21 protein-coding genes are annotated in these 22,528 nt (G+C 65.9%); 11 read left to right on the plus strand and 10 right to left on the minus strand.

Going from position 1 to position 22,528, the window contains the following annotated elements; translation table 11 throughout:
• Positions 1-13: 13 nt before the first annotated feature.
• From V0R59_RS26185 to V0R59_RS26195, 3 genes are all read right to left on the minus strand, one after another.
• Positions 14-214: a hypothetical protein gene (locus tag V0R59_RS26185; RefSeq protein ID WP_330077596.1), complete on the minus strand. Its 201-nt coding sequence runs from the start codon at positions 212-214 to the stop codon at positions 14-16.
• A gap of 193 nt (positions 215-407) precedes the next feature.
• Positions 408-1,517 carry an agmatine deiminase gene (gene aguA / locus V0R59_RS26190; RefSeq protein WP_330077597.1) on the minus strand — a complete coding sequence of 370 codons (1,110 nt, stop codon included), beginning with the start codon at positions 1,515-1,517 and terminating at the stop codon, positions 408-410.
• Positions 1,518-1,658: 141 nt separating this feature from the next.
• A complete protein-coding gene (locus tag V0R59_RS26195; RefSeq protein ID WP_330077598.1) occupies positions 1,659-4,559 on the minus strand; it encodes an aminotransferase in 2,901 nt (966 codons plus the stop codon).
• Between the two features lie 210 nt (positions 4,560-4,769).
• Between V0R59_RS26195 and rfbB the strand changes: the two genes are divergently transcribed.
• The 7 genes from rfbB to V0R59_RS26230 are packed head-to-tail and all read left to right on the plus strand — an operon-like array spanning position 4,770 to position 11,842.
• The gene (gene rfbB, locus V0R59_RS26200) at positions 4,770-5,852 is read left to right on the plus strand and encodes a dTDP-glucose 4,6-dehydratase (protein ID WP_330077599.1); all 1,083 of its coding nucleotides are present in this window, start codon (positions 4,770-4,772) and stop codon (positions 5,850-5,852) included.
• Positions 5,849-6,724: a glucose-1-phosphate thymidylyltransferase RfbA gene (rfbA, locus tag V0R59_RS26205; RefSeq protein WP_330077600.1), complete on the plus strand. Its 876-nt coding sequence runs from the start codon at positions 5,849-5,851 to the stop codon at positions 6,722-6,724. The genes rfbB and rfbA overlap by 4 nt, the downstream gene beginning before the upstream one ends.
• A complete protein-coding gene (gene rfbC / locus V0R59_RS26210) occupies positions 6,721-7,266 on the plus strand; it encodes a dTDP-4-dehydrorhamnose 3,5-epimerase (RefSeq protein ID WP_330077601.1) in 546 nt (181 codons plus the stop codon). The genes rfbA and rfbC overlap by 4 nt, the downstream gene beginning before the upstream one ends.
• Complete coding sequence (gene rfbD / locus V0R59_RS26215) at positions 7,263-8,123, plus strand: dTDP-4-dehydrorhamnose reductase (protein WP_330077602.1); 861 nt, start codon at positions 7,263-7,265, stop codon at positions 8,121-8,123. Before rfbC ends, rfbD begins: the two co-directional genes overlap by 4 nt.
• A gap of 40 nt (positions 8,124-8,163) precedes the next feature.
• Positions 8,164-9,978 carry a sensor histidine kinase gene (locus V0R59_RS26220; RefSeq protein ID WP_330077603.1) on the plus strand — a complete coding sequence of 605 codons (1,815 nt, stop codon included), beginning with the start codon at positions 8,164-8,166 and terminating at the stop codon, positions 9,976-9,978.
• On the plus strand, positions 9,975-11,387 hold the full coding sequence (locus tag V0R59_RS26225; protein ID WP_330077604.1) for a sigma-54-dependent transcriptional regulator: 1,413 nt from the start codon (positions 9,975-9,977) through the stop codon (positions 11,385-11,387). The genes V0R59_RS26220 and V0R59_RS26225 overlap by 4 nt, the downstream gene beginning before the upstream one ends.
• Positions 11,387-11,842: a YiiD C-terminal domain-containing protein gene (locus V0R59_RS26230; RefSeq protein WP_330077605.1), complete on the plus strand. Its 456-nt coding sequence runs from the start codon at positions 11,387-11,389 to the stop codon at positions 11,840-11,842. Before V0R59_RS26225 ends, V0R59_RS26230 begins: the two co-directional genes overlap by 1 nt.
• Here the strand turns inward: V0R59_RS26230 and cysQ are convergent.
• Together cysQ and nudE are read right to left on the minus strand one after the other, a co-directional pair.
• Positions 11,831-12,658 (minus strand): 3'(2'),5'-bisphosphate nucleotidase CysQ, encoded by an 828-nt coding sequence (gene cysQ, locus V0R59_RS26235; protein WP_330077606.1) that lies wholly within the window; start codon positions 12,656-12,658, stop codon positions 11,831-11,833. The two genes, V0R59_RS26230 and cysQ, sit on opposite strands and share 12 nt — an antisense overlap.
• The gene (gene nudE / locus V0R59_RS26240; protein WP_330077607.1) at positions 12,655-13,221 is read right to left on the minus strand and encodes an ADP compounds hydrolase NudE; all 567 of its coding nucleotides are present in this window, start codon (positions 13,219-13,221) and stop codon (positions 12,655-12,657) included. The genes cysQ and nudE overlap by 4 nt, the downstream gene beginning before the upstream one ends.
• A gap of 73 nt (positions 13,222-13,294) precedes the next feature.
• On the opposite strand from nudE, the gene yrfG reads away from it, so the two are divergent.
• Positions 13,295-13,957 (plus strand): GMP/IMP nucleotidase, encoded by a 663-nt coding sequence (gene yrfG, locus V0R59_RS26245; RefSeq protein WP_330077608.1) that lies wholly within the window; start codon positions 13,295-13,297, stop codon positions 13,955-13,957.
• Positions 13,958-14,090: 133 nt separating this feature from the next.
• Here the strand turns inward: yrfG and lysM are convergent, their stop codons facing one another.
• Complete coding sequence (gene lysM / locus V0R59_RS26250; protein WP_330077609.1) at positions 14,091-14,531, minus strand: peptidoglycan-binding protein LysM; 441 nt, start codon at positions 14,529-14,531, stop codon at positions 14,091-14,093.
• An 83-nt stretch (positions 14,532-14,614) separates the two neighbouring features.
• On the opposite strand from lysM, the gene V0R59_RS26255 reads away from it, so the two are divergent.
• From V0R59_RS26255 to V0R59_RS26265, 3 genes are all read left to right on the plus strand, one after another.
• Positions 14,615-15,502, plus strand: a complete 888-nt coding sequence (locus V0R59_RS26255) for a LysR family transcriptional regulator (RefSeq protein ID WP_330077610.1) — start codon at positions 14,615-14,617, stop codon at positions 15,500-15,502.
• A gap of 95 nt (positions 15,503-15,597) precedes the next feature.
• Positions 15,598-16,434 carry a formate dehydrogenase accessory sulfurtransferase FdhD gene (gene fdhD / locus V0R59_RS26260; RefSeq protein WP_330077611.1) on the plus strand — a complete coding sequence of 279 codons (837 nt, stop codon included), beginning with the start codon at positions 15,598-15,600 and terminating at the stop codon, positions 16,432-16,434.
• Positions 16,431-18,767, plus strand: a complete 2,337-nt coding sequence (locus tag V0R59_RS26265) for an FdhF/YdeP family oxidoreductase (RefSeq protein WP_330077612.1) — start codon at positions 16,431-16,433, stop codon at positions 18,765-18,767. The genes fdhD and V0R59_RS26265 overlap by 4 nt, the downstream gene beginning before the upstream one ends.
• 68 nt (positions 18,768-18,835) lie before the next feature.
• On the opposite strand, the gene tauD is transcribed toward V0R59_RS26265, so the two are convergent.
• Genes tauD through tauA form a run of 4 tightly spaced genes read right to left on the minus strand, consistent with a single transcriptional unit; the run spans position 18,836 to position 22,292 of the window.
• Positions 18,836-19,669, minus strand: a complete 834-nt coding sequence (gene tauD / locus V0R59_RS26270; protein WP_330077613.1) for a taurine dioxygenase — start codon at positions 19,667-19,669, stop codon at positions 18,836-18,838.
• Positions 19,670-19,693: 24 nt separating this feature from the next.
• On the minus strand, positions 19,694-20,524 hold the full coding sequence (gene tauC, locus V0R59_RS26275; RefSeq protein ID WP_330077614.1) for a taurine ABC transporter permease TauC: 831 nt from the start codon (positions 20,522-20,524) through the stop codon (positions 19,694-19,696).
• Complete coding sequence (gene tauB, locus V0R59_RS26280) at positions 20,521-21,300, minus strand: taurine ABC transporter ATP-binding subunit (RefSeq protein ID WP_330077615.1); 780 nt, start codon at positions 21,298-21,300, stop codon at positions 20,521-20,523. The genes tauC and tauB overlap by 4 nt, the downstream gene beginning before the upstream one ends.
• A 14-nt stretch (positions 21,301-21,314) precedes the next feature.
• Positions 21,315-22,292, minus strand: coding sequence for a taurine ABC transporter substrate-binding protein (tauA, locus tag V0R59_RS26285; RefSeq protein ID WP_330077616.1), 978 nt, complete (start codon positions 22,290-22,292; stop codon positions 21,315-21,317).
• Positions 22,293-22,528 lie beyond the last annotated feature (236 nt).

Here is a 22,528-nt window from a genome sequence, read left to right on the forward strand (position 1 = left end):
AACCGCTGCCCTCTCAGCCGTGCCAGATCCCCGCCAGAGCATCGAGCTCCGCTTCGGTGATCAGGCCCGCTGGATAACGCTCTGCCAGCAGACGCCGTGGATCGGTCTTCCTGACCCGGATTGGTCCGTTGTGCTTCAACCACTGCGCCAGTACCTGGAGCGCTTCGTGATTCATGACTGTCGGGTGCATAGCCGTCTCACGTGCTGCATTCATTTCACACGTACTCCCCCAGAGGCGTGAGCGACTAAATTACTCAACTTTTGTGACAACTCCGTGCGAGGCACGAGCCGTCCATCTGCGAAGTAACACATCCAACCAAATACAAGAGCTGTGCCATGCCCCACGCCGGCTGTCGTCCGGGCAGAAAAAAGCCCGTCATCGGACGGGCTTGTTTTTCATCGATTTATCAACGCTTTACTGGCGCTGGCTGCTGCTGGGTCAGGCAGTGGATGTTGCCACCACCAAGGAGCAGTTCACGACCCGGCACCATCACCACCTCGTGCGCCGGGAACAGGCGGGCCAGGATCGCTCTGGCCTCGGCATCGGCGGGGTCGTTGAAGCTCGGTGCGATGATGCCGCCGTTGACGATCAGGAAGTTGACGTAGGAACCGGCCAGGCGCACCGACGGGTTGCGCTCCTGGCTGCCGGCGACCAGATCGACGCCGTCGCACTCGTCCTGGGTGGCATACAAAGGGCCCGGAATCGGCATCTTGTGCACCACGAAGGCGCGTCCCTTGGCATCGCGCTGGCTTTCCAGCACCGCCAGGGCAGCGCGGCAGCGGTTGTAGTTGGGGTCCTTGGAATCATCGGTCCAGGCCAGTAACACTTCGCCCGGGCTTACGTAACAGCAGAAGTTGTCGACGTGGCCGTCGGTCTCGTCGTTGTACAGGCCGTCCGGCAGCCAGACGATGGTGTCGACCGCCAGGTTCTCGCGCAGGATCTCCTCGATCTGCTCGCGATTCAGGTGCGGGTTGCGGTTGGCGTTGAGCAGGCATTCCTCGGTGGTGATCAGGGTGCCCTCGCCGTCGACGTGGATCGAACCGCCTTCAAGGACGAAATCCTCGGTGACATAACGACCGCAGCGCTCCAGGCCCATGATCTTGCCGGCCACCTGCTCGTCACGGTTCCACGGCGCGTACAGGCCGCCATTGAAACCGCCCCAGGCATTGAAGCCCCAATCGACGCCGCGCACTTCGCCGCTGTCGTTGATGACGAAGGTCGGGCCGGTGTCACGGACCCAGGCGTCGTCGTTGCTGATTTCCACCACGCGGATGTTCGGCTCGTTACCCAGGCGCGACACGGCATTTTCATACTGCGCCGCAGACACACCGACAGTGACCGGCTCGAAGCGGGCGATGGCCTTGGCCACGGCGGTATGGGCGGCCTGCGCCGGCTTGCCACCAAGACGCCAGTTGTCCGGACGCTCCGGCCAGATCATCCAGACCTGGGTTTGCGGCGCCCATTCGGCGGGCATGTGGAAGCCATCGGCACGGGGAGTGGAATTCAGCGTCTTCATGGTTCGGGCCTTGGGTTGGATGTGCAGTGAGCCGATTTATATCCGATAAATATCGACATTGAAAGCCATGAAACAAAACAATCACGTATAAAAAGCCACTCATCTCGATAAGAATCGGGATGAGCGGCTCCGATTCACGACCTAGAGCTCTTCTGACAACACCCGCGCGATGCTGTCGACAAAGAAATCGACGCTTTCCCGCGTGGTGCACATCGGCGGCTTGATCTTGAGGATGTTCAGGTAGTCGCCAGTGGGCTGCATGAAAATGCCCAGGTCACGCAGGCGGTTGCACAGGTACAGGGTTTCTTCCGTGGCGGGTTCCAGGGTGTCGGGGCTGCGCACCAGCTCCAGGCCCAGGTAGAAACCGGAGCCGTGCACCGCACCGGCAAGCGGATATTCATCGACCAGTTGCTGCAGGCGCGCCTTGAAGTAGCCGCCGACTTCTCGCGCGTTCTCCCACAGCCCTTCCTCGGCCATCACGTCCAGCACCGCCATGCCGATCCGGCAGCTCACCGGGCTGCCGCCGGCGGAGGAGAAGAAATAGCCCTCGGCTTCCAGCGCCTCGGCGATCTCGCGCCGGGTGATCACCGCGCCCAGCGGGTGGCCGTTACCCATGCCCTTGGCCATGGTGATGATGTCCGGCACCACGCCCTGCTCTTCGAAGCCCCAGAAATGCTCGCCCATGCGCCCGTAGCCAACCTGCACCTCGTCGGCGATGCACACGCCGCCACGCTCGCGCACGCGGCTGTAGACCTGCTCCAGATAGCCCGGCGGCAGCGGGATGCCCCCGGCATTGCCATACACCGGCTCGCAGATGAAACCGGCCAGCTGGCGCCCCGTGGCATCTACTTCGGCCAGGGTGGCATCGACATCCCGCACATAGTCGGCGGTGCTGTCTACGCCGCGGTACTTGCCGCGATACGTGTTCGGCGCCGTCACCGGATGTACCCATTCCGGCCGGGTGGTCAGGGCCTGGGGGTTGTCGGCGATGGACGTGGAGATGGCATCGGTGGCCACCGACCAGCCGTGGTACGCCTCCAGCACGCTGAGCACATCGCGCCCGCCACTGGCAGCCCAGGCCAGGCGTATCGCCAGGTCGTTGGCCTCGGTACCGCTGTTGACCAGGAACACCCGGTCCATGCCCTGCGGCGCCAGGGCCAGCAGACGCTCGGAGAACTCGGCGATGGCCGCGTAGTGGAAGCGTGAGTTGGTGTTGAGCAGCGACCACTGCCTGGCCGCCTCGCTGACCATGCGCGGATGCCCGTGGCCGAGCACCGCGACGTTGTTGAGCATGTCCAGATAGGAGCGCCCCTGCAGGTCGATCAGGTAGTTGCGCCAGCCGCGCTCGATCTGGGGTGGCTGCTGGTAGTAGTGCTTCTGCGAGCGGGCGAAGCTGGCATCGCGGCGGGCCAGCAGGGCCTGGGCATCACCCAGCGGTTCGGCGTCGCAATCGAAACCGAGCAGCGCAGCCGGCGACGGACAGACCACGCGCCAGGCTTCTGCCCGCGATGGCGTGACAAAGGCCGGCGGACGCAGCCCAGGCACCCGGCAAAGCTGCACGGTGATGTTGCTGCCGCTGCGGCCGATCGACTGCCCGGCTTCAACGATCTGTCCATCCGCCAGACCATCGCCACAACCCCATAGCCACAGGCCAGCGTGGGCGCCTTGCAGGCAGCCGCTGTTCGGCCCATCGGCGTGCCAGGTGCCGGCGAAGGACGCATGCAGTTCGCTGCCCGGCTCCAGGTGCAGCTCCACCTGGAGTGCGAAGGTGTCTGGCTCCCGCGGGTTGTCGATATGGGTCCGGGACAGTCGGTACTGGCCGTACAGCGACGAGGCCGGGGCCGGATGCTGCAACAACAGTTGCTGGTCGATGCCCGGTGCCTCCCAGTTGCCCGCGTTGAAATGGCTGCTGAGAACGCCGAGATCCACACGTGTTACAGGCTGTCCGCTCAGGGCCGGCAGCAATGGCGCGCAGTCATCCAGGTCCAGGGGTTCGGGGGTCAGGCCCGCCGCCTGGAGAATCGCCGCTTCCATCAGGGCGAACGGCACGCTGTCGGCGACCTCGAAGATTTCCCACTCGTGGGCCAGGTTGGCGCGGATGTATTCATTTTCCGGCTCGATGCTCACCTGTTGCTCGCTGCTGAGCACCAGCACGGCGGCGCGGGCGACGATCAGCGGCCACAGGGCCTTGAGCTCGGCTTCGTCCAGCGGATTGACAGCGTGATAGGCGGATACGGCCGGGAGGATGCGCAGCGGGTCCCCTTCGGCGTGGTGCAGCAGCGCGGCGCAGGTCACCGAAAGGTCGGCTATGCGCCAGGTGTGCAGCAGGTCGCCGAAGTCGATCACCCCTTGCAGTTGCCACTGGCGCTCGGCATCGCGCTGCCAGACTGCATTGTCGTCGGTGATATCGAGGTGCACGGCCTGCTTCGGCAGATGCTCCTGGAGCGGTGCCAGGGCTTGTTGCGCCTGGGCTGCAGCGGCGGCGACACGCGCCTTGCGCGGGCCGTCGGCCAGCACCGGCAATAGATGAGCGATCAGCGCCTGGGCGTGTTGCGGGTCCCATTGCAGGGTGCGCGTGAGTCCCGGGTGGCTGAACCCGGTCAGGGCCTGATCGACCCGGGCGCAGAGCGCGCCAAGCTCGGCGACCAGGCGCGGTTCCATGTGCTTGAGGCGGGTCAGGGTCTGCCCGTCGATATAGTCCAGCAACCGGGCGCGAACGGCCTGGCCGTCGATGTCCAGGGCCAGCAGTTGCTCCCCGCTTGCCGCCGCGCGCACGGCGGGCACGGGGACCCCGCGTTCGCCCAGGTAACCAAGTGCAGCATGCTGGGCCTCCAGCTCCACCGCCGAATAGGCGCCATGGCAGACCTTCAGCACGAAGCGGCCCTGCTCGCTGTCGACACGGAAATTCAGGTCCTGCTGGCTGCCCAGCGCCTGCAAGCCTCCGTCCAGGCCATAGTGCTGGTTGAGCAGGGCACGGGCCTGGCGTTCGCTGAGGGAAGGGCAAGGCTGGCTGGCGCGATGGATCAAAGTATTGAGGGACATATGGAGGCCTCGGCTTTTTTGCCGATATATCGCCATCAGCACTGCCATTAAGCAAGTGGAGTGATTAAAATTGCGCACAAAGTATGTAGGGCCCGTTGATTAAAACGACACAAAGCGGTTATCCGGCGCAATCTGCTTGCACCGGCCCGCCCCTGCACACAAGCTATGCAACTTTTGTAAATGTCAGCTATGGAAGAAAGGCAGCCCTACATGCGAATTCTCATCACCGGTGGAGCCGGTTTCATTGGTTCGGCGCTGGTGCGCCACCTGATCGACAACACCGACCACGAAGTGCTCAACCTGGACAAGTTGACCTACGCTGGCAATCTGGAGTCGTTGGCCCGCATCGCGACCAACACCCGCTATGAGTTCGTCCAGGCCGATATCGTCGACCAAGCCACCGTCGGTGCCCTGCTCGAACGCTTCAAGCCCCACGCAATCATGCACCTGGCAGCCGAGTCGCATGTCGACCGCTCCATCGACGGCCCGTCGGACTTCATCCAGACCAACATCGTCGGCACCTACAGCCTGCTGGAAGCCGCCCGTGGCTACTGGTCGAAACTGCCGGCCGGCGAGCGCGAAGCCTTCCGCTTCCACCACATTTCCACCGACGAAGTGTATGGCGACCTGCACGGTGTCGACGACCTGTTCACCGAGACTACCCCGTACGCGCCAAGTTCGCCGTACTCGGCGAGCAAGGCCGCGTCCGACCACCTGGTCCGCGCCTGGAACCGCACCTACGGCCTGCCCGTGCTGCTGACCAACTGCTCGAACAACTACGGCCCGTTCCACTTCCCGGAAAAACTCATTCCGCTGGTGATCCTCAACGCCCTGGCGGGCAAGCCTCTGCCGGTGTATGGCAACGGCCTGCAAGTACGCGACTGGCTGTTCGTCGAGGACCATGCACGCGCCCTGTTCAAGGTGGTGACCGAGGGTGTGGTCGGCGAGACCTACAACATCGGCGGGCACAACGAACAGAAGAACATCGACGTGGTGCGCGGTATCTGCGCCCTGCTCGAAGAGCTGGCGCCACAGCGTCCGGAAGGCGTGGCCAACTATGCCGACCTGATCACCTACGTCCAGGATCGTCCTGGCCACGATCAGCGCTACGCCATCGACGCCAGCAAGATCGAACGTGAACTGGGCTGGGTTCCCGAAGAAACCTTCGAGACCGGCCTGCGCAAGACTGTCCAGTGGTATCTGGATAACCTGGAATGGTGCCGCCACGTACAGGACGGTAGCTACCAAGGGCAACGCCTGGGCACCTCCGACTTCAAGGATCTGATCGCATGACCAAAGGTATCGTCCTGGCGGGTGGCTCCGGCACCCGTCTGCACCCCATTACCCTCGGCGTTTCCAAGCAACTGCTGCCGATCTACGACAAACCGATGATCTACTACCCGATCTCGGTGCTGATGCTCGCCGGCATCCGCGAAATCCTGCTGATCTCTACCCCGCAGGACCTGCCGCAATACCGTCAGTTACTGGGCGATGGCAGCCAGTTCGGCGTCGAGATCAGCTATGCCGAGCAGCCATCCCCGGACGGCCTGGCCCAGGCGTTCCTGATCGGCGAGGAGTTCATCGGCAACGATTCGGTTTGCCTGGTACTGGGTGACAACATTTTCCACGGCCAAGGCTTTACTCCCCAATTGGTCAAGGCTGCCAGCCACGCCAAAGGCGCGACCGTGTTCGGTTACTGGGTCAAGGATCCCGAGCGTTTCGGTGTCGTGGAGTACGACGCCGAAGGACGTGCCCTGTCGATCGAGGAAAAGCCGGCACAGCCAAAATCCAGCTATGCAGTTACCGGGCTGTATTTCTACGACAACGACGTCGTCAGCATTGCCAAGGCGGTCAAGCCATCGCCGCGGGGAGAACTGGAAATCACCGACGTCAACAATGCCTACCTGAAACGTGGCGACCTGCGCGTAGAGCGCCTGGGCCGTGGCTTCGCCTGGCTCGATACCGGAACCCACGACAGCCTGCTGGAGGCCTCGCAGTATGTTCAGACCATCGAGCATCGCCAGGGACTGAAGGTTGCCTGCCTGGAAGAAATCGCTTACCAGCAAGGCTGGATCAACAACGAACAGTTGACCGTTCAAGCCAACGCGTTGAGCAAGACAGGCTATGGTAAATATCTGCTTGGTCTGATGAGCAAGACACGATGAAGGTAACCACCAGCACACTGCCCGACGTTCTGATTCTCGAGCCGAAGGTATTCGGCGACGCACGCGGTTTTTTCTACGAAAGTTTCAACGAGAATGATTTCGCCGAGCAAACCGGCGTGAATGCTCACTTCGTCCAGGATAACCACTCGCGCTCGCAGAAGGGTGTGCTGCGTGGTTTGCACTACCAGATCGAAAATGCCCAGGGCAAGGTCGTACGGGTTACAGCGGGTGAGGTACTCGATGTCGCCGTCGACCTGCGTCGCAGCTCGCCGCATTTCGGTCGCTGGACCAGCACCCGGCTGTCCGACAAAAACAACCGGCAGTTATGGATTCCGCCAGGATTCGGCCACGGCTTCGTCGTGCTGAGCGAGTATGCGGAATTCCTCTACAAGACCACCGACTACTACAACCCAGCCGCCGAACGCTGCATACGCTGGGATGATCCTGACCTGGCCATCGACTGGCAACTCGAAGCAGAACCACTGCTCTCGGCCAAGGACCAGAACGGCAAGCTGCTCAAGGACGCAGACCTGTTCCCATGAAGATCCTCATCAGCGGCCGCAACGGCCAGGTGGCCCAGGCCCTGCAACGGACATTGGGCGACCTTGGCGAACTGCACGTCCTCGGCCACGACCTGCTCGACCTTGCGCACCCCGAGCGCATCGCCGAGCGGGTCCGTGCCCTTGCTCCCGACCTGATCATCAACGCCGCCGCACACACGGCGGTGGACCAGGCGCAAAGCGAGCCGGAGCAGGCCTTCGCCATCAACGCCCACGCCCCCGGCGTGTTCGCCGAGGAAGCCGCGCGCCTGGGCATCCCGCTGATCCATTACTCCACCGACTACGTCTTCGACGGTGAAAAGGCCGCGCCCTACACCGAGGACGACGCCACCAACCCGCTGGGTGTCTACGGCCAGAGCAAGCTGGCCGGCGAACAGGCGATCGCTGCGGTCGGCGGACAGCACCTGATCCTGCGCACCAGCTGGGTGTACTCGACCCACGGCCGCAACTTCCTGTTGACCATGCAGCGCCTGTTGCAAGAGAAGCCGGAACTGCGGGTGGTGGCCGACCAGATCGGCGCGCCGACCTGGGCCGGGACCATTGCCGCCAGCACCCGCCAGTTGATCGAGCGCTGGCAGTCGGGGCAGGCCGGTGCCTGGGGCACCTACCACCTGACCGCCCGGGGCGAAACGTCCTGGTTCGGCTTCGCCCAGGCCATCGGCGAACAGTTGAAGACCCAGGGCAAGCCCTGCGCCAACCTCGTCCCCATCCCGTCCAGCGAATACCCGACCCCGGCACGCCGACCGCTCAACTCGCGCCTCGACTGCAGCCGCCTGCAACGCGAATGGAACGTCAGCCAGCCCGACTGGCACCAGGCGCTGATCGACTGCCTGAAGTAGCGCATAATGCGCCAGACTTTCCTGGCGCATTTTCCACGCTATGACCATGACTCCCAGCCTTCCCCGCCGCCCCCGCTGGCGCAGCCTCGCCCTGCTGGCCCTGTGCCTGGCACCGCTGCTCTGGCCGCTCAAGCACCTCGCCGAACACTACTACCAGGAAGAGCTGGCCAACCAGAACCGGCAGACCCTCGACCTCTACGTCGCCAACCTGCTCGGCACCCTGCACCGCTACGAGGCCCTGCCGCAGATCCTCGGCGACCTGCCGACGTTGCGCGCCGTGCTCGCCGACCCGCTGCGCCTGGAGCTGCTGACCAATGCCAACCGCCGGCTCAAGGAGATCAGCAGCCAGACCGGCGCCGAAGTCATCTACCTGATGGACGCCAAGGGCAATACCCTGGCCGCTTCCAACTGGGACAAGAAGGACAGCTTCATCGGCCGCAACTTCGCCTTCCGCCCGTACTTCAGCGATGCCACCGCCGGGCGCCTGGGGCGCTTCTTCGGCCAGGGCACCACCTCGGCCAAGCGCGGCTACTTCTTCGGCGCGCCGGTGTGGGACAACGGCGAAGTGATTGGCGTGCTGGTGGTCAAGGTCGACCTCGACCACACCGAGACCCTCTGGGGCAAAAGCCCGGAACAGCTGCTGCTGACCGACAGCAACGGCGTGGTGGTGCTGACCTCCCGCCCGGAATGGCGTTTCCGCGCCACCCGCCCGCTGAGCGATGAAGAGCGCCAGGCGATCACCGCGATCCAGCCCTACCCGACCCAGGAACCGCAACCGCTCAACCTCAACCGCCAGGCCTGGCTGGTGCAGACCCGCTCGATCCCGGAAACCGGCTGGGAGGTGAATATCCTCGCGCCGCGGGTGCTGGTGGACCGTTCCGTCAGCACGGTGATGGCGGTGGGCGGCGCCACCCTGCTGGTGGTGATGCTGCTGGTCGGCCTGGTGATGCAGCGGCGCCGCCACTACATGGACCGCATCGACTTCGAGGCTCACGCCCGCCACGACCTGGAAAAGCGCGTGGCCGAGCGCACCGCCGACCTCGAAGGCCTCAACAGCCGCCTGAAGACCGAGGTCCTGGAACGCGAGCAGGCCCAGCAGGAGGCCGCCCGTGCCCAGGACGAGCTGGTCCAGGCCGGCAAGCTGTCGGTGCTCGGCACCATGTCGGCGAGCATCAGCCACGAGCTCAACCAGCCGCTGGCGGCGATCCGCAGCTACGCGGAAAACGCCGAGGTCCTGCTCGACCACCAGCGCACCGAAGACGTGCGCGGCAACCTCAAGCTGATCAACGAACTGACCGGGCGCATGGCCTCGATCATCGCCCACCTGCGCGCCTTCGCCCGGCGCGACCGCCACGCTCCGGAAAGCGTGGCCCTGCAACCGGCGCTGGACGACGCCCTGGCCCTGCTGGCCAAGCGGCGCCGGGCCATGGCCGTGGAACTGGTGCGCGACCTGCCGGAAGCCACCCTGTGGGTCCAGGCCGGGGAAACCCGCCTGCGCCAGGTACTCGGCAACCTGCTGGCCAACGCCCTCGACGCGCTTACCGAGAAGGCCAACCCGCGCAAACTGTGGATAAGTGCCGAGCGCCGCGAAGACTGCGTCTACCTGACGATCCGCGACAACGGCCCGGGCTTCACCAGCCAGGCCCTGGCCCGTGCCCGCGAACCCTTTTTCACCACCAAGACCCGCACCCAGGGCCTTGGCCTGGGCCTGGCGATCTGTGACACGCTGATGCGTGCCCTGGGTGGCGAGTTGCTGCTGGCCAACCATCCGGAGGGCGGTGCCTTGCTGACCCTGCAACTGCGCGTGGCCAAGCCCGGCGCCAATCTTCAGACTTCGGAGGACCTCTCGGCATGAGTGCAGAGCCCCTGATCGACAGCCGTACCCAGGTGATCCTGGTGGACGACGACCCGCACCTGCGCCAGGCCCTCAGCCAGACCCTCGACCTCGCCGGCCTGCGCGTGCTGCCGCTGAGCGACGCCCAGGGCCTGGCCCGACGCATCGAGGCCGACTGGCCCGGCGTGGTGGTCAGCGATATCCGCATGCCCGGCATCGACGGCCTGCAACTGCTGGAGCAACTGCATGGCCAGGACCCGGAGTTGCCGGTGCTGCTGATCACCGGCCACGGCGACGTGCCATTGGCGGTGCAGGCGATGCGCGCGGGGGCCTATGACTTCCTGGAAAAACCCTTCGCCAGCGATGCCCTGCTCGACAGCGTGCGCCGCGCCCTGGCCCTGCGCCGCCTGGTCCTGGACAACCGCAGCCTGCGCCTGGCCCTGAGCGACCGCCAGGAGCTGAGCGGGCGCCTGGTCGGCCACTCGCCGTCGATCCAGCGCCTGCGTGAGCAGATCGGCGCCCTCGCCGCGACCCGCGCCGACGTGCTGATCCTCGGCGAGACCGGCGCCGGCAAGGAGGTGGTGGCGCGCGCCCTGCACGACCTGTCGGCTCGCCGCGACGGCCCGTTCGTGGCGATCAACGCCGGCGCCCTGGCCGAGTCGGTGGTGGAAAGCGAGCTGTTCGGCCACGAGCCCGGCGCCTTCACCGGCGCGCAGAAGCGCCGGATCGGCAAGTTCGAGTTCGCCAACGGCGGCACCCTGTTCCTCGACGAGATCGAGAGCATGAGCCTGGACGTGCAGGTCAAGCTCCTGCGCATGCTCCAGGAACGGGTGCTGGAGCGCCTCGGCGGCAACCAGCAGATTCCCCTGGATATCCGCGTGATCGCCGCGACCAAGGAAGACCTGCGCCAGGCCGCCGACCAGGGCCGCTTCCGCGCCGACCTGTATTACCGCCTCAACGTCGCGCCGCTGCGCATCCCGCCGCTGCGCGAGCGCGGCGACGACATCCTCGTGCTGTTCCAGCATTTCGCCGATGCCGCCAGCGAACGCCACGGCCTGCCGGCGCACGCGCTGCAACCGGCGCAACGGGCGTTGCTGCTGCGGCACACCTGGCCGGGCAATGTGCGCGAGCTGCAGAACGCCGCCGAACGCTTCGCCCTCGGCCTGGAACTGGCCCTCGACGGCCAGGTGGAAAGCCCGGGCGCGGCGCAGGACCTGCCGCCGGCCAACGGCAACCTCAGCGAACAGGTCGAGCATTTCGAGCGCTCGCTGATCGCCGCCGAACTGGCCCGCGCCCACAGCTCCATGCGCAGCCTCGCCGAAGCCCTCGGCATCCCGCGCAAGACCCTGCACGACAAGCTGCGCAAGCACGGCCTGAGCTTCGCCGACAGCAACGCCAGCACCACCGACGACCTGGAGGACCACCGCTGATGAGCAGCGCCAGCCAGTACCTGCAGGACGTCCTGCACCAGGACATCCCGCTGACTCGCGAGATGGACATGCACGTGCTCGACTGGGAGCAGCAGCGCCTGCGCCTGCGGCTGCCACTGGAACCCAACGTCAACCACAAGAGCACCATGTTCGGCGGCAGCCTGTACTGCGGCGCGGTGCTGGCGGGCTGGGGCTGGCTGCACCTGCGCTTGCGCGAGGCCGGGATCGATGACGGGCATATCGTCATCCAGGAAGGCACCATCAGCTATCCGCTGCCGGTGACCGGCGCAGCGATCGCGGTGTGCGAGGCGCCGGAAGAGAAGGTCTGGAAGCGTTTCGTCAGCACTTACCAGCGCTACGGCCGCGCGCGCCTGAGCCTGCACACGCGGATCTTCAACGAAAATGCAGAACTGCCCGCCGTGGTGTTCGACGGGCAGTACGTCCTACATCGCTGAAGCGAGGGTCAGCAGCTTGCCTCGCCATGGCGCGGCGGCTGGCAGGCCGAGGAAGAAGGCGTTGCGCAGGGATTCCCGGGCGGGATAGACGAAGGCTTGGCCATCCAGGCCAAGAACTTCACCGCCCGCCCCTTCCAGCACGCCCTGGGCCGCCGCAGTGTCCCATTGCGAGGTCGGCGCCAGGCGTGGGTAGCAGTCGGCAGCGCCCTCGGCCAGCAGGCAGAATTTCAGCGAACTGCCGATATTGGCCAGTTCCAGCTCACCCAGCGCCTCGCCGAGGCCGGCCAGCAGGCGCTCCTGCTCCGGGCTGGAGTGGCGGCGGCTGGCGACCACGGTGAACGACTCGCCGGCCGGCGGCGCCAGGCGCACCTGGATCGGTTCGACGCTGCCATCGGCTTCGGAACGCCAGGCACCAATGCCCTGCCCGCCGTAGTAGCAGCGGCCATTGACCGGCATCGCCACCACGCCGAAGACCACCCGGCCCTGTTCGATCAACGCGATGTTGACGGTGAACTCGTCGGTGCCGGCGATGAATTCCTTGGTCCCGTCCAGCGGGTCCACCAGCCACCAGCGCCGCCAGGCCTGGCGCTGCTCCAGGGGGATGTCGCAGTCTTCCTCGGACAGTACCGGGATCTCTGGGGCCAGGGCCTTCAGGCCCTGCGCGATGACCTTGTGGGCGGCCAGGTCGGCAGCGGTCACCGGCGACTCGTCGGCCTTGGTCACCACCTCCACGCCCGCCCGCCAGAACGGCAGGATCGCCGTGCCGGCACGACGGGCCAGGTCCACCACTTGTGGCATCAGGTCGATGTAGTTCATGCCTGGAATACTCCTCGTTGGGTCAGCAGGTCGCGCACCAGGTACAGCGCCGCCAGCGCCCGCCCCTCGGAGAACTGCGGATGCTGGGCCAGTGCCGACAGCTCGCGCAGGCTGACGCGGTCGACCCGCATCGGCTCCGGCTCGTCGCCTGGCAGGTGTTCTTCGTAGAGGTCGGTGGCCAGCACCACCTGGATCTTCTGGCTCATGTAGCCGGGGGAAAGCGACAGCTCGGTGATGTGCTCCAGCTGGCGAGCGCCGTAGCCGGCCTCTTCCTTCAGCTCGCGGTTGGCGGCAGCCAGCACGTCCTCGCCCGGCTCGATCAGGCCCTTGGGCAGGGACATCTCGTATTCGTCGGTACCGCCACAGTATTCCTCCACCAGCACGGCGTGCTCGCTGTCGAGCATCGCCACGATCATCACCGCGCCGTAGCCGTTGCCGCGGCCCACCAGGCGTTCGTAGGTGCGCTCGACGCCGTTGGAAAAGCGCAATTGCACGGCTTCGACACGGAACAGGCGACTGCTGGCGACGATCTCGCTGGAGAGGACGGTGGGTTTCTGGCGCATGAGGGGGCGGCTCCTTGGCGGTAACGGGTTACTATACCGTCCACCACGGCCTGACCGAACGAGAATATTTCACATGCCTGCCCTCGCCTGGCGCGATATCGACACCGTCCTGCTGGACATGGACGGCACCCTTCTCGACCTGCACTACGACAACCACTTCTGGCTCGAACACCTGCCCCGCCGCTATGCCGAGCACCATGGCATCAGCCAGGCCATGGCCGAGCTGGAAATCCAGCCGCTGTTCGAGCGCCATGCCGGCTCGCTGAACTGGTACTGCCTGGATTTCTGGAGCGCCGAGCTGAAGCTGCCGGTGCGTGAACTGAAGCTGGAAACCGCCGACCTGATCGCCCTGCGCCCGGATGCCGACGTGTTTCTCGCGGCGCTGCGCGATGCCGGCAAGCGGGTGATCCTGATCACCAACGCCCACCGCGATTCGCTATCGCTGAAGCTGGAACGGGTGGCGCTGGCGCCGTACTTCGAACGGATGATCAGCTCCCACGACTATGGCTATCCCAAGGAGAGCCAGCAGTTCTGGAGCGCGTTGCAGGCCGATACCGGCTTCGACCCGGCACGCAGCCTGTTCATCGACGACACCCTGGCCATCCTGCGCAGCGCCCGCACCTTCGGCGTCGCCCACCTGCTCGCGGTGCGCCAGCCGGACAGCCGCAAGCCTGCGCGCGATACCGAGGAATTCGCGGCGCAGGAAGACTACCGGGTGTTACTGGAAGGACTCTGAAAGACGACGCAGATCTCTTGTGGGAGCGGCGGTTCGGCGGTCCGATTTACCCGCGATTGCGTCGGTGGGCCCACTACCGTAATCGCGGGTAAACCCGCTCCCACAGGGTCCGCACAACGCCCCTGAACCTGCGTTACTCCGGAATCCGCAGCGACTGCCCCGGATAGATCTTGTCCGGATGGCTCAGCATCGGCTTGTTGGCCTCGAAGATCTTGTTGTACTGGTTGGCATTGCCATAGACCGCCAGCGAGATGGCGCTGAGCGTGTCACCCTTCTTCACCACCACGAACCGCGCTGCGGCGACGACCGGCCCGGTCACCGTGATCTGGTCATCCACCGACGCCACCCCGGCGATATTGCCCAGGGCCAGGAGGATCTTCTCCTTCTCTTCCTGGCTCGCCACCTCGCCCGTCACTGTCACCACGTCGCCATTCACCGTGGCCTGCACGTTCGGGTTGCCCAACCCCACCTTCGCCACATGCTCCTTGAGCTGTTCGCCGGCATTGGCATTGCCCGGCGTTAGCAGATCGATGAGCTTTTCTCCCGCTTCTTTCACGAAACTGAACAGACTCATGACGCTCTCCCTGATTGAAGGAATCTCGGAGTCCAAAGTCTAGGTCAGGTTAGAATGCCTCGCCCGCCAGCCCCGAGACGACGATGGACATCAAACAGCTGAAATTCCTCATCGCCCTGGACGAAACCCGCCACTTCGGCCAGGCCGCCGCGCTGTGCCACGTGACCCAGCCGACCCTGTCGATGCGCCTGCGCAACCTCGAACGCGAGCTGGGGCTGGAGCTGGTCAACCGCGGCCAGCGCTTCGAAGGCTTCACCGCCCAGGGCGAGCGGGTGCTGGCCTGGGCACGCTCGGTGCTGGCCGCCTACGACGGCCTGCAGGCCGAGGCCGCCGCCTGTCGCGGGCACCTGGCCGGGACCCTGCGCCTGGGCATGGTGCCGCTGTCCAGCTTCGATCCGCTGCCGTTGCTGCAACGCCTGCATCGCCAGCACCCGGACCTGGCCTTCGAACTCAGCGCCCTCAGCTCCGAACAGATCCTCGAACAGCTCACCAGCAATCGCCTCGACCTCGGCCTGTCGTATCTGGAACGCCTCGACCAGGAGCGTTTCGAAGCCCTGCCCCTGGGCGAATCGCCCATGGGCCTGCTCTACAACCCGGCGCACTTCCATTTCGACGACGCTCCGCTGACCTGGCAAGCCCTGGCCGAGCTGCCCCTGGGCCTGCTCACCGCCGGCATGCACTTTCGCCAGTCGGTGGACCACAACTTCCACAGTCGCGGCCTCAACCCGCGCCTGCTGTTGCAGACCGATGCCGTCCATCAGTTGGTCCAGGCGGTCCACGGCGGCCTGTGCTGCGCGGTGATGCCGCTGGGCAGCGGCCTCGAAGCGATGACCGGCGGCCTGCGCCTGCAGCCCATCGAACAGGCCACCAGCCTGGCCCCGCTGGGCCTGATCATGCGGCGCACGGCACCGCGCTCGGCCCTGGCCGAAGCCTGCATCGCCGAATACCGCAAATTGCTCGACGAGGCATGATCGACGGCCTCTATCAAGGCATCGGTACAAGCGATTAGACGATACCCGAGCACAGGCCTAGGCTTAAGGCTGATTAGCCCTCGGGTAACCCATAAATGAGCAGCAAACCACCGGTTTGCGCGGCTTCCACGACACTGGAAGCCCCTGCCGCCAGCGTGCGATACGAGTACAGCCAGCTAGAAGATTGCTCCCCTGCCAGCGCCGACCTCGCCGAGGAAGTGGCCCTGGCCATCGCCTACAACGGCATCAGCCAGGCGGTGATGCTGGTCAGTCCCACCGACCTCGACGATTTCGTGGTCGGCTTCAGCATTGGCAGCGGCATCGTCGACAGCGCCGACGACATCTACGACATCAAGCTGGCCGGCAGCGGTTCGGCCCTGCACGCCCAGGTGGAAATCGCCAGCCGTGCGTTCTGGAACCTCAAGACCCAGCGTCGCCAGCTGGCCGGCACCAGCGGCTGCGGCCTGTGCGGCGTCGAGGCCGTGGAGCAGGCCCTGCCGGACCTGAAAGTACTGCCCGGCGCACCCCTGCCACCGGCCCAATGGCTGGCCGGCCTGCGCCAGCGCATCAGCGCCTTCCAGCCCCTCGGCCAGCACTGCGGCGCGGTCCACGCAGCACTGTTCATGGACGCCAGCGGTGAACTGCTGCTCGGTCGCGAAGACATCGGCCGCCACAACGCCCTCGACAAGCTGATCGGCGCCCTGGTCCGCCAGCGCATCGACACCCGTGGCGGCCTGGCCATCGTCACCAGCCGCTGCAGCCTGGAACTGATCCAGAAGGTCCTGCGCGCCGGCATCCAGACCCTGGTCAGCCTGTCATCGCCCACCGGCCTGGCCCTGCAATGGGCCCGGCGGCACAACCTGAACCTCATCCACCTGCCGCAACACAGTGCGCCACGGGTCTACAGCCCGGCGCGGGAGAAGCGATCGTGAGCCTGCATCATCAAGCCGACCAGAAACCCGTTCCGCGCTACAAGCCCTACCACGGCGCCGCCGGCGGCTGGGGCGCGCTGCGCAGCGTCGCGCAGGCGTGGATCGGCAGCGACAACGCCCTGAAGAACATCCGCGCCCTGCTCAAGACCAACCAGAACGGCGGCTTCGACTGCCCCGGCTGCGCCTGGGGCGACTCGCCGGAACACGGCATGGTCAAGTTCTGCGAGAACGGCGCCAAGGCGGTGAACTGGGAAGCGACCAAGCGCCGCGTCGACCCGGCCTTCTTCGCCCGCCACAGCATCACCTCGCTGCTGGCGCAGAGCGACTACTGGCTCGAATACCAGGGCCGCCTGACCGAGCCGATGGTCTACGACCCGGCCAGCGACCGCTACAAGCCGATCAGCTGGGACGACGCCTTCGCTACCATCGCTCGTCACCTCAAGGCGCTGGAGAGCCCCGACCAGGCCGAGTTCTACACCTCGGGCCGGGCCAGCAACGAAGCGGCGTACCTGTACCAGCTGTTCGTCCGCGCCTACGGCACCAACAACTTCCCGGACTGCTCGAACATGTGCCACGAGGCCAGCGGCGTGGCTCTCGGCCAGAGCGTCGGCGTGGGCAAGGGCACCGTGACCTTCGATGACTTCGAGCACGCCGACGCCCTGTTCGTCTGGGGCCAGAACCCCGGCACCAACCACCCGCGCATGCTCGAACCGCTGCGCGAGGCGGTACAGCGCGGCGCCCAGGTGGTGTGCATCAACCCGCTCAAGGAGCGCGGCCTGGAACGCTTCCAGCATCCGCAGCACCCGATCGAGATGCTGACCAACGGCGACCGCCCGACCAACACCGCATTCTTCCGCCCGGCCCTGGGCGGCGACATGGCGATGATGCGCGGCATGGCCAAGTTCCTCCTGCAGTGGGAGCGCGAGGCCCAGGCCAGTGGTGGCGAGCCGGTCTTCGACCACGCCTTCATCGCCGAGCACACCGCCACCGTCGACGAGTACCTGGCGGCGGTCGACGCCACCCCGTGGGCACAGATCGAAACCCAGTCCGGCCTGCCGCTGGGCGAGATCGAGCTGGCCGCGCGGATGTACGTCAAGGCGAAGAAAGTCATCATGTGCTGGGCCATGGGCATCACCCAGCATCGCCACTCGGTGGCGACCATCCAGGAAATCGCCAACCTCATGCTGCTGCGCGGCAACCTCGGCCAGCCGGGCGCCGGCCTGTGCCCGGTGCGCGGCCACAGCAACGTGCAGGGCGACCGCACCATGGGTATCAACGAGCGTCCGCCGGTGGCGCTGCTGGACTCGCTGGAGCGACATTTCGGCTTCCCGGTGCCGCGGCATAACGGCCACAACACCGTCGAGGCGATCCACGCCATGCTCGAAGGCCGGGCCAAGGTCTTCATCGGCCTGGGCGGCAACTTCGCCCAGGCCACGCCGGACACCGACCGCACCGCGCAGGCCCTGCGCAACTGCGACCTGACCGTGCAGATCAGCACCAAGCTCAACCGCAGCCACCTGATCCATGGCAAGGAAGCGCTGATCCTGCCTTGCCTGGGCCGCACCGACATCGATCAGCAGGGCGAAGGCCCGCAGGCGGTGACCGTGGAAGACTCGTTCAGCATGGTCCACGCCTCCAATGGCCAGCTCAAGCCGCTGTCGCGGCACATGCGCTCGGAGCCGGCGGTGGTCGCCGGCATCGCCGCCGCGACCCTGGGCAACCACCCGGTGGACTGGAACTGGCTGATCGCCGACTACGGCCGCATCCGCGACCTGATCATGCACACCATCCCTGGTTTCGAGCAGTTCAACGAGCGGCTGCAGCACCCGGGCGGCTTCTACCTGGGCAACAACGCCGGCAAGCGCATCTGGAAGACCGCCAGCGGCAAGGCCAACTTCAAGGCCAACCGCCTGCCGGACGACCTGCTCCACGAAGGCGTGCGTGCCACCGGCAAGCTGCCGGACCTGATCATGCAGTCGATGCGTTCCCACGATCAGTACAACACCACCATCTACGGGCTGGATGACCGTTATCGCGGGGTACGCGGGCAGCGCAACGTGCTGTTCGCCAACGAAGCCGACATCATTCGCCTGGGCTTCAATCCTGGGGACAAGGCCGACATCGTGTCGCTGTGGGGAGATGGGCTGGAGCGGCGGGTGACGGGCTTTACCTTGCTGGCCTTCGATATCCCGGCGGGGCAGGCGGCTGCGTACTACCCCGAAGTGAACCCGCTGGTGCCGCTGGAGAGTGTCGGCGATGGCAGCCATACGCCGACGTCGAAGTTCGTGGCGATCCAGTTGAAGCCAGCCAGTGCAGAGGCCCGGATCATCTAAGGCTGGACACGGCCCCCTGTGGGAGCGGGTTTACCCGCTCCCACAGAATTCCTATCGGCCTCAGGATCTCAGAACGGCACATCCCCCAGGATCGTCGCCCGATGCATCACCCGCCGCTGCGGCCGGTAATCATCCACCGCGTAATGCTGGGTCACCCGGTTATCCCAGAACGCCACGTCATTCTCCTGCCAGCGCCAGCGAATGGTGAACTCCGGCCGCGTGGCGTGGGCGAACAGCAGCTTCAGGATCGCTTCGCTCTCCAGCTCGCTCAACTCATTGATCCGCGTGGTGAACCCGTCACTGACGAACAACGACTTGCGCCCGCTCACCGGGTGCGTGCGGATCACCGGATGGGAAATCGGCGGGTTGGCCTTGCGCGTGGCCTCCCAGCGCGCCAGGTCTTCCGGGGTGCTGCCAAAGCGCGCCAGCGGGAAGGACTTGGTGAAATCGTGGGTCGCTGTCAGCCCGTCCAGCAACTGCTTCAACGGCTCCGACAGCGCCTCGTAGGCGGCGATACCGCTGGCCCACAGCGTGTCGCCACCGTAAGCGGGAAGCTGCTTGGCCGCCAGCACCGCGCCCAGCGCCGGGGTCGGCAGGAAGGTCACGTCGGTGTGCCAGATGGCGTTGTCGCGCACATCGGTCACGGCGGTATCCAGCACCAGCACCTGCGGGGTTTCCGGCACGTTGGGGTAGATCGGGTGGATATGCAGGTCGCCGAAGCGTGCGGCGAAGTCGGCCTGCTGCCGGGGGTTGATCGCCTGCTCGCGGAAGAACAGCACCTGGTGCGCGAGCAGGGCCTGCTCGATGGCATCGCGGGTGTCGGCATCGAGCGTGCGGCTCAGGTCCACGCCACTGATTTGCGCGCCGAGCGCCGGGCTCAGCGGGGTAATGATCAGGCTCATGTCTGTCTCACTAATGAATTCGTTTCAGTGGCTCTGGCCGTGCCATGGCACCAGCTTGCGTTGCAGGGCGCGCAGGCCCATCTCCAGGGCGAAGGCGATCAGGGCGATGACCAGGATCCCCAGCACCACCACGTCGGTGACCAGGAACTGCGCCGCCGACTGGACCATGAAGCCCAGGCCGCTGGTAGCGGCGATCAGCTCGGCGGCGACCAGGGTCGACCAACCCACGCCAAGGCCGATGCGCACGCCGGTGAGGATGTCCGGCAAGGCGCTGGGCAGGATCACGTGGCGGATCAGCTGCACCTTGCTCGCCCCCAGCGACTGCGCAGCGCGCAGCTTGGCCGGGTCGACGGTGCGCACGCCGGTGGCGGTGGCAATGGCGATCGGGGCGAAGATCGCCAGGTAGATCAGCAGCACCTTGGACAGCTCACCGATGCCGCACCAGATCACGATCAGCGGCAGGTAGGCCAGCGGCGGGATCGGCCGGTAGAACTCGATCAACGGGTCGAGGATGCCGCGGGCGACGCGGTTGTGGCCGATGGCAATGCCGATCGGGATCGCGGTGAGGATCGCCGCACCGAGGGCCAGGCCGATACGGCCGAGGCTGGCACCGAGGTGCTGCCACAGGGTCGATTCCATGTAGCCCTGGGTCAGCAGGATCCAGGCCTTGCCCAGCACCGCTTCCGGCGACGGCAGGAACAGCGGCTCGATCCATTCCGCGGCGGTCACCAGCCACCACAGGGCAAGCAGGCCGCCGAGGGTCAGGCCGCTGATCCAGCGGGTGCTCAGGGTCCGCCGCACGCGGGGAGCCGCCGCAGTGGGTTTGGCCGTGACCGGCAGTTCGAGGCTGCTCATGCGGACTCCTTGCGTTGCGAGAAGACCCGGGACAGCACGTGCTCGCGGGTTTCGATGAAGGACCGATCGGACTTGATCGAACGCGCCGACTCGCCCGCCGCGTAGCGCTGGCCGAAGTCCAGGTGCAGGCGCTCCACCACCCGCCCGGGATTGGGCGCGAGAAGGATCAGGTCGGTGGCGAGGAAGACCGCTTCCTCGATGTCGTGGGTAATCAGGAACACCGGTTTGGCCGTGCGCTGCCAGACCTGCAGCAGCAGCTCCTGCATCTGCTCGCGGGTGAAGGCATCGAGGGCGCCGAAGGGTTCGTCCATCAGCAACACCCGCGGATCGGCAGCCAGCGCGCGGGCCAGGCCGACGCGCTGTTTCTGGCCGCCGGAGAGCTGCCAAATGCGTCGCTCGGCGAAATCGGCGAGGTCCACCAGGGCGAGCATTTCCCGCGCCTTCTGCTCACGCCTGGCACGGGGCACACCGGCCAGTTCCAGGCCGAAGGCGACGTTGGCCAGCACGTCCTGCCAGGGCAGCAGGGCATCGTCCTGGAACACCACGCCACGCTCGGCACCGGGCCCTTGCACCGGCACCCCGTCGAGGGTGATGCGTCCGGCGCTGGGGCTGACGAAGCCTGCGATCAGGTTGAGCAGCGAGGTCTTGCCGCTGCCGGAAGGGCCGAGGGCCACCAGCAGTTGCTGCGGGCCCAGGCTCAGGGAAATGTCGGCGAGCACCGGTTCGGCGGCGCCGGGGTACTGTGCGCTGATGCGCTCCAGCTGTAGCAGGGCCATGACGACTCCGTGACTCAGTTGGTGATGAACTTCGAGCTGACGTACGGCGAGTAGTCCGGCAGGACCGCCTCGACCTTGCCCTGCTCTTTCAGGAATTTCGCGGTTTCGGTGATCGCCTCGGTGGTCGGCGCGCCGAGGGCGGCGACCTGGTCGGCGGCCAGCGGGAACACGTTGCCTTGCAGCAGGCCGGGGATGTCGCTGGTCTTGGCACCGGAGAGCTTGGCCAGCTTGTCGACGTTGGCCTTGTCCGCCAGCCAGGCTTGCGGGTCCTTGCGGTAGTCGGCGTAGGCGTCGAGGGTCACCTTGGCGAAGGCCTTGACCACCTCGGGGTGCTTGCTGGCGAAGTCCTTGCGCACGATCCAGGCGTCGAAGGTCGGCGCGCCTTTCTTGGCCAGGTCACCGGAGGTGATCAGCACCTTGCCGTTTTCCTTGGCCACGCCCAGGGCCGGGTCCCAGACGTAGGTGGCGTCGATGTCGCCACGCTTCCAGGCGGCGGTGATCGCCGGTGGCGCGAGGTTGAGGATCTGCACTTTCGACGGGTCGATGTTCCACTGTTTCAGCGCGGCCAGCAGGCTGTAGTGGCCGGTGGAGACGAAGGGCACGGCGACTTTCTTGCCGACCAGGTCCTGCGGCGAGTTGATCCCGGCGCCGTCACGGGCGACCAGGGCTTCGGCGGCGCCGATCTGGGTGGCGATGAGGAAGGTTTCCACCGGCAGCTTGCGGCTCGCGGCGGCGGCCAGCGGGCTGGAGCCGAGGTAGCCGATCTGCACGTCGCCCGAGGCCACGGCGGTGATCACGTCGGCGCCGTTGTCGAACTTGCGCCAGTCGATGCTGGCCTTGCTGGCCTGCTCGTAGCGGCCATCGACCTGGGCCACCTTGGCCGGATCGACGGTGGTCTGGTAGGCGACGGTGAGGTCGGCGGCCTGCACGAACATGGCGGCACCGGCCAGGGTCAGGGCAGAAAACAGGCGCAACGGGGCGAAGAAGGTCATGAAGGACTCCTGGCGGGCGGATTCGGTGGTGAGCGGTTGAAAGACTAATTGATCTAAGAAATTAGAAATAAATAACTTTTTAGAATTAGCTTAGGAGACAAATTCCCAAAACCTTGCGCGGACCTTGTAGGAGCGGGTTCACCCGCGATGACGGTGTCGAATCAAGATACTGAAAGCGGGGGGAACCCGGGCCCCCAAAAGCCCCCCCGTGCGGTGGTTGGTTGTGTGCAGAGGCA

The organism is Pseudomonas ulcerans (assembly GCF_036324125.1).
GTDB lineage: Bacteria > Pseudomonadota > Gammaproteobacteria > Pseudomonadales > Pseudomonadaceae > Aquipseudomonas > Aquipseudomonas ulcerans.

Coding starts and splice junctions, on each gene's coding strand:
- V0R59_RS26185 (WP_330077596.1), bottom strand. CDS start 214: ATGAATGCAGCACGTGAGACGGCTATGCACCCGACAGTCATGAATCAC.
- aguA (WP_330077597.1), bottom strand. CDS start 1,517: ATGAAGACGCTGAATTCCACTCCCCGTGCCGATGGCTTCCACATGCCC.
- V0R59_RS26195 (WP_330077598.1), bottom strand. CDS start 4,559: ATGTCCCTCAATACTTTGATCCATCGCGCCAGCCAGCCTTGCCCTTCC.
- rfbB (WP_330077599.1), top strand. CDS start 4,770: ATGCGAATTCTCATCACCGGTGGAGCCGGTTTCATTGGTTCGGCGCTG.
- rfbA (WP_330077600.1), top strand. CDS start 5,849: ATGACCAAAGGTATCGTCCTGGCGGGTGGCTCCGGCACCCGTCTGCAC.
- rfbC (WP_330077601.1), top strand. CDS start 6,721: ATGAAGGTAACCACCAGCACACTGCCCGACGTTCTGATTCTCGAGCCG.
- rfbD (WP_330077602.1), top strand. CDS start 7,263: ATGAAGATCCTCATCAGCGGCCGCAACGGCCAGGTGGCCCAGGCCCTG.
- V0R59_RS26220 (WP_330077603.1), top strand. CDS start 8,164: ATGACCATGACTCCCAGCCTTCCCCGCCGCCCCCGCTGGCGCAGCCTC.
- V0R59_RS26225 (WP_330077604.1), top strand. CDS start 9,975: ATGAGTGCAGAGCCCCTGATCGACAGCCGTACCCAGGTGATCCTGGTG.
- V0R59_RS26230 (WP_330077605.1), top strand. CDS start 11,387: ATGAGCAGCGCCAGCCAGTACCTGCAGGACGTCCTGCACCAGGACATC.
- cysQ (WP_330077606.1), bottom strand. CDS start 12,658: ATGAACTACATCGACCTGATGCCACAAGTGGTGGACCTGGCCCGTCGT.
- nudE (WP_330077607.1), bottom strand. CDS start 13,221: ATGCGCCAGAAACCCACCGTCCTCTCCAGCGAGATCGTCGCCAGCAGT.
- yrfG (WP_330077608.1), top strand. CDS start 13,295: ATGCCTGCCCTCGCCTGGCGCGATATCGACACCGTCCTGCTGGACATG.
- lysM (WP_330077609.1), bottom strand. CDS start 14,531: ATGAGTCTGTTCAGTTTCGTGAAAGAAGCGGGAGAAAAGCTCATCGAT.
- V0R59_RS26255 (WP_330077610.1), top strand. CDS start 14,615: ATGGACATCAAACAGCTGAAATTCCTCATCGCCCTGGACGAAACCCGC.
- fdhD (WP_330077611.1), top strand. CDS start 15,598: ATGAGCAGCAAACCACCGGTTTGCGCGGCTTCCACGACACTGGAAGCC.
- tauD (WP_330077613.1), bottom strand. CDS start 19,669: ATGAGCCTGATCATTACCCCGCTGAGCCCGGCGCTCGGCGCGCAAATC.
- tauC (WP_330077614.1), bottom strand. CDS start 20,524: ATGAGCAGCCTCGAACTGCCGGTCACGGCCAAACCCACTGCGGCGGCT.
- tauB (WP_330077615.1), bottom strand. CDS start 21,300: ATGGCCCTGCTACAGCTGGAGCGCATCAGCGCACAGTACCCCGGCGCC.
- tauA (WP_330077616.1), bottom strand. CDS start 22,292: ATGACCTTCTTCGCCCCGTTGCGCCTGTTTTCTGCCCTGACCCTGGCC.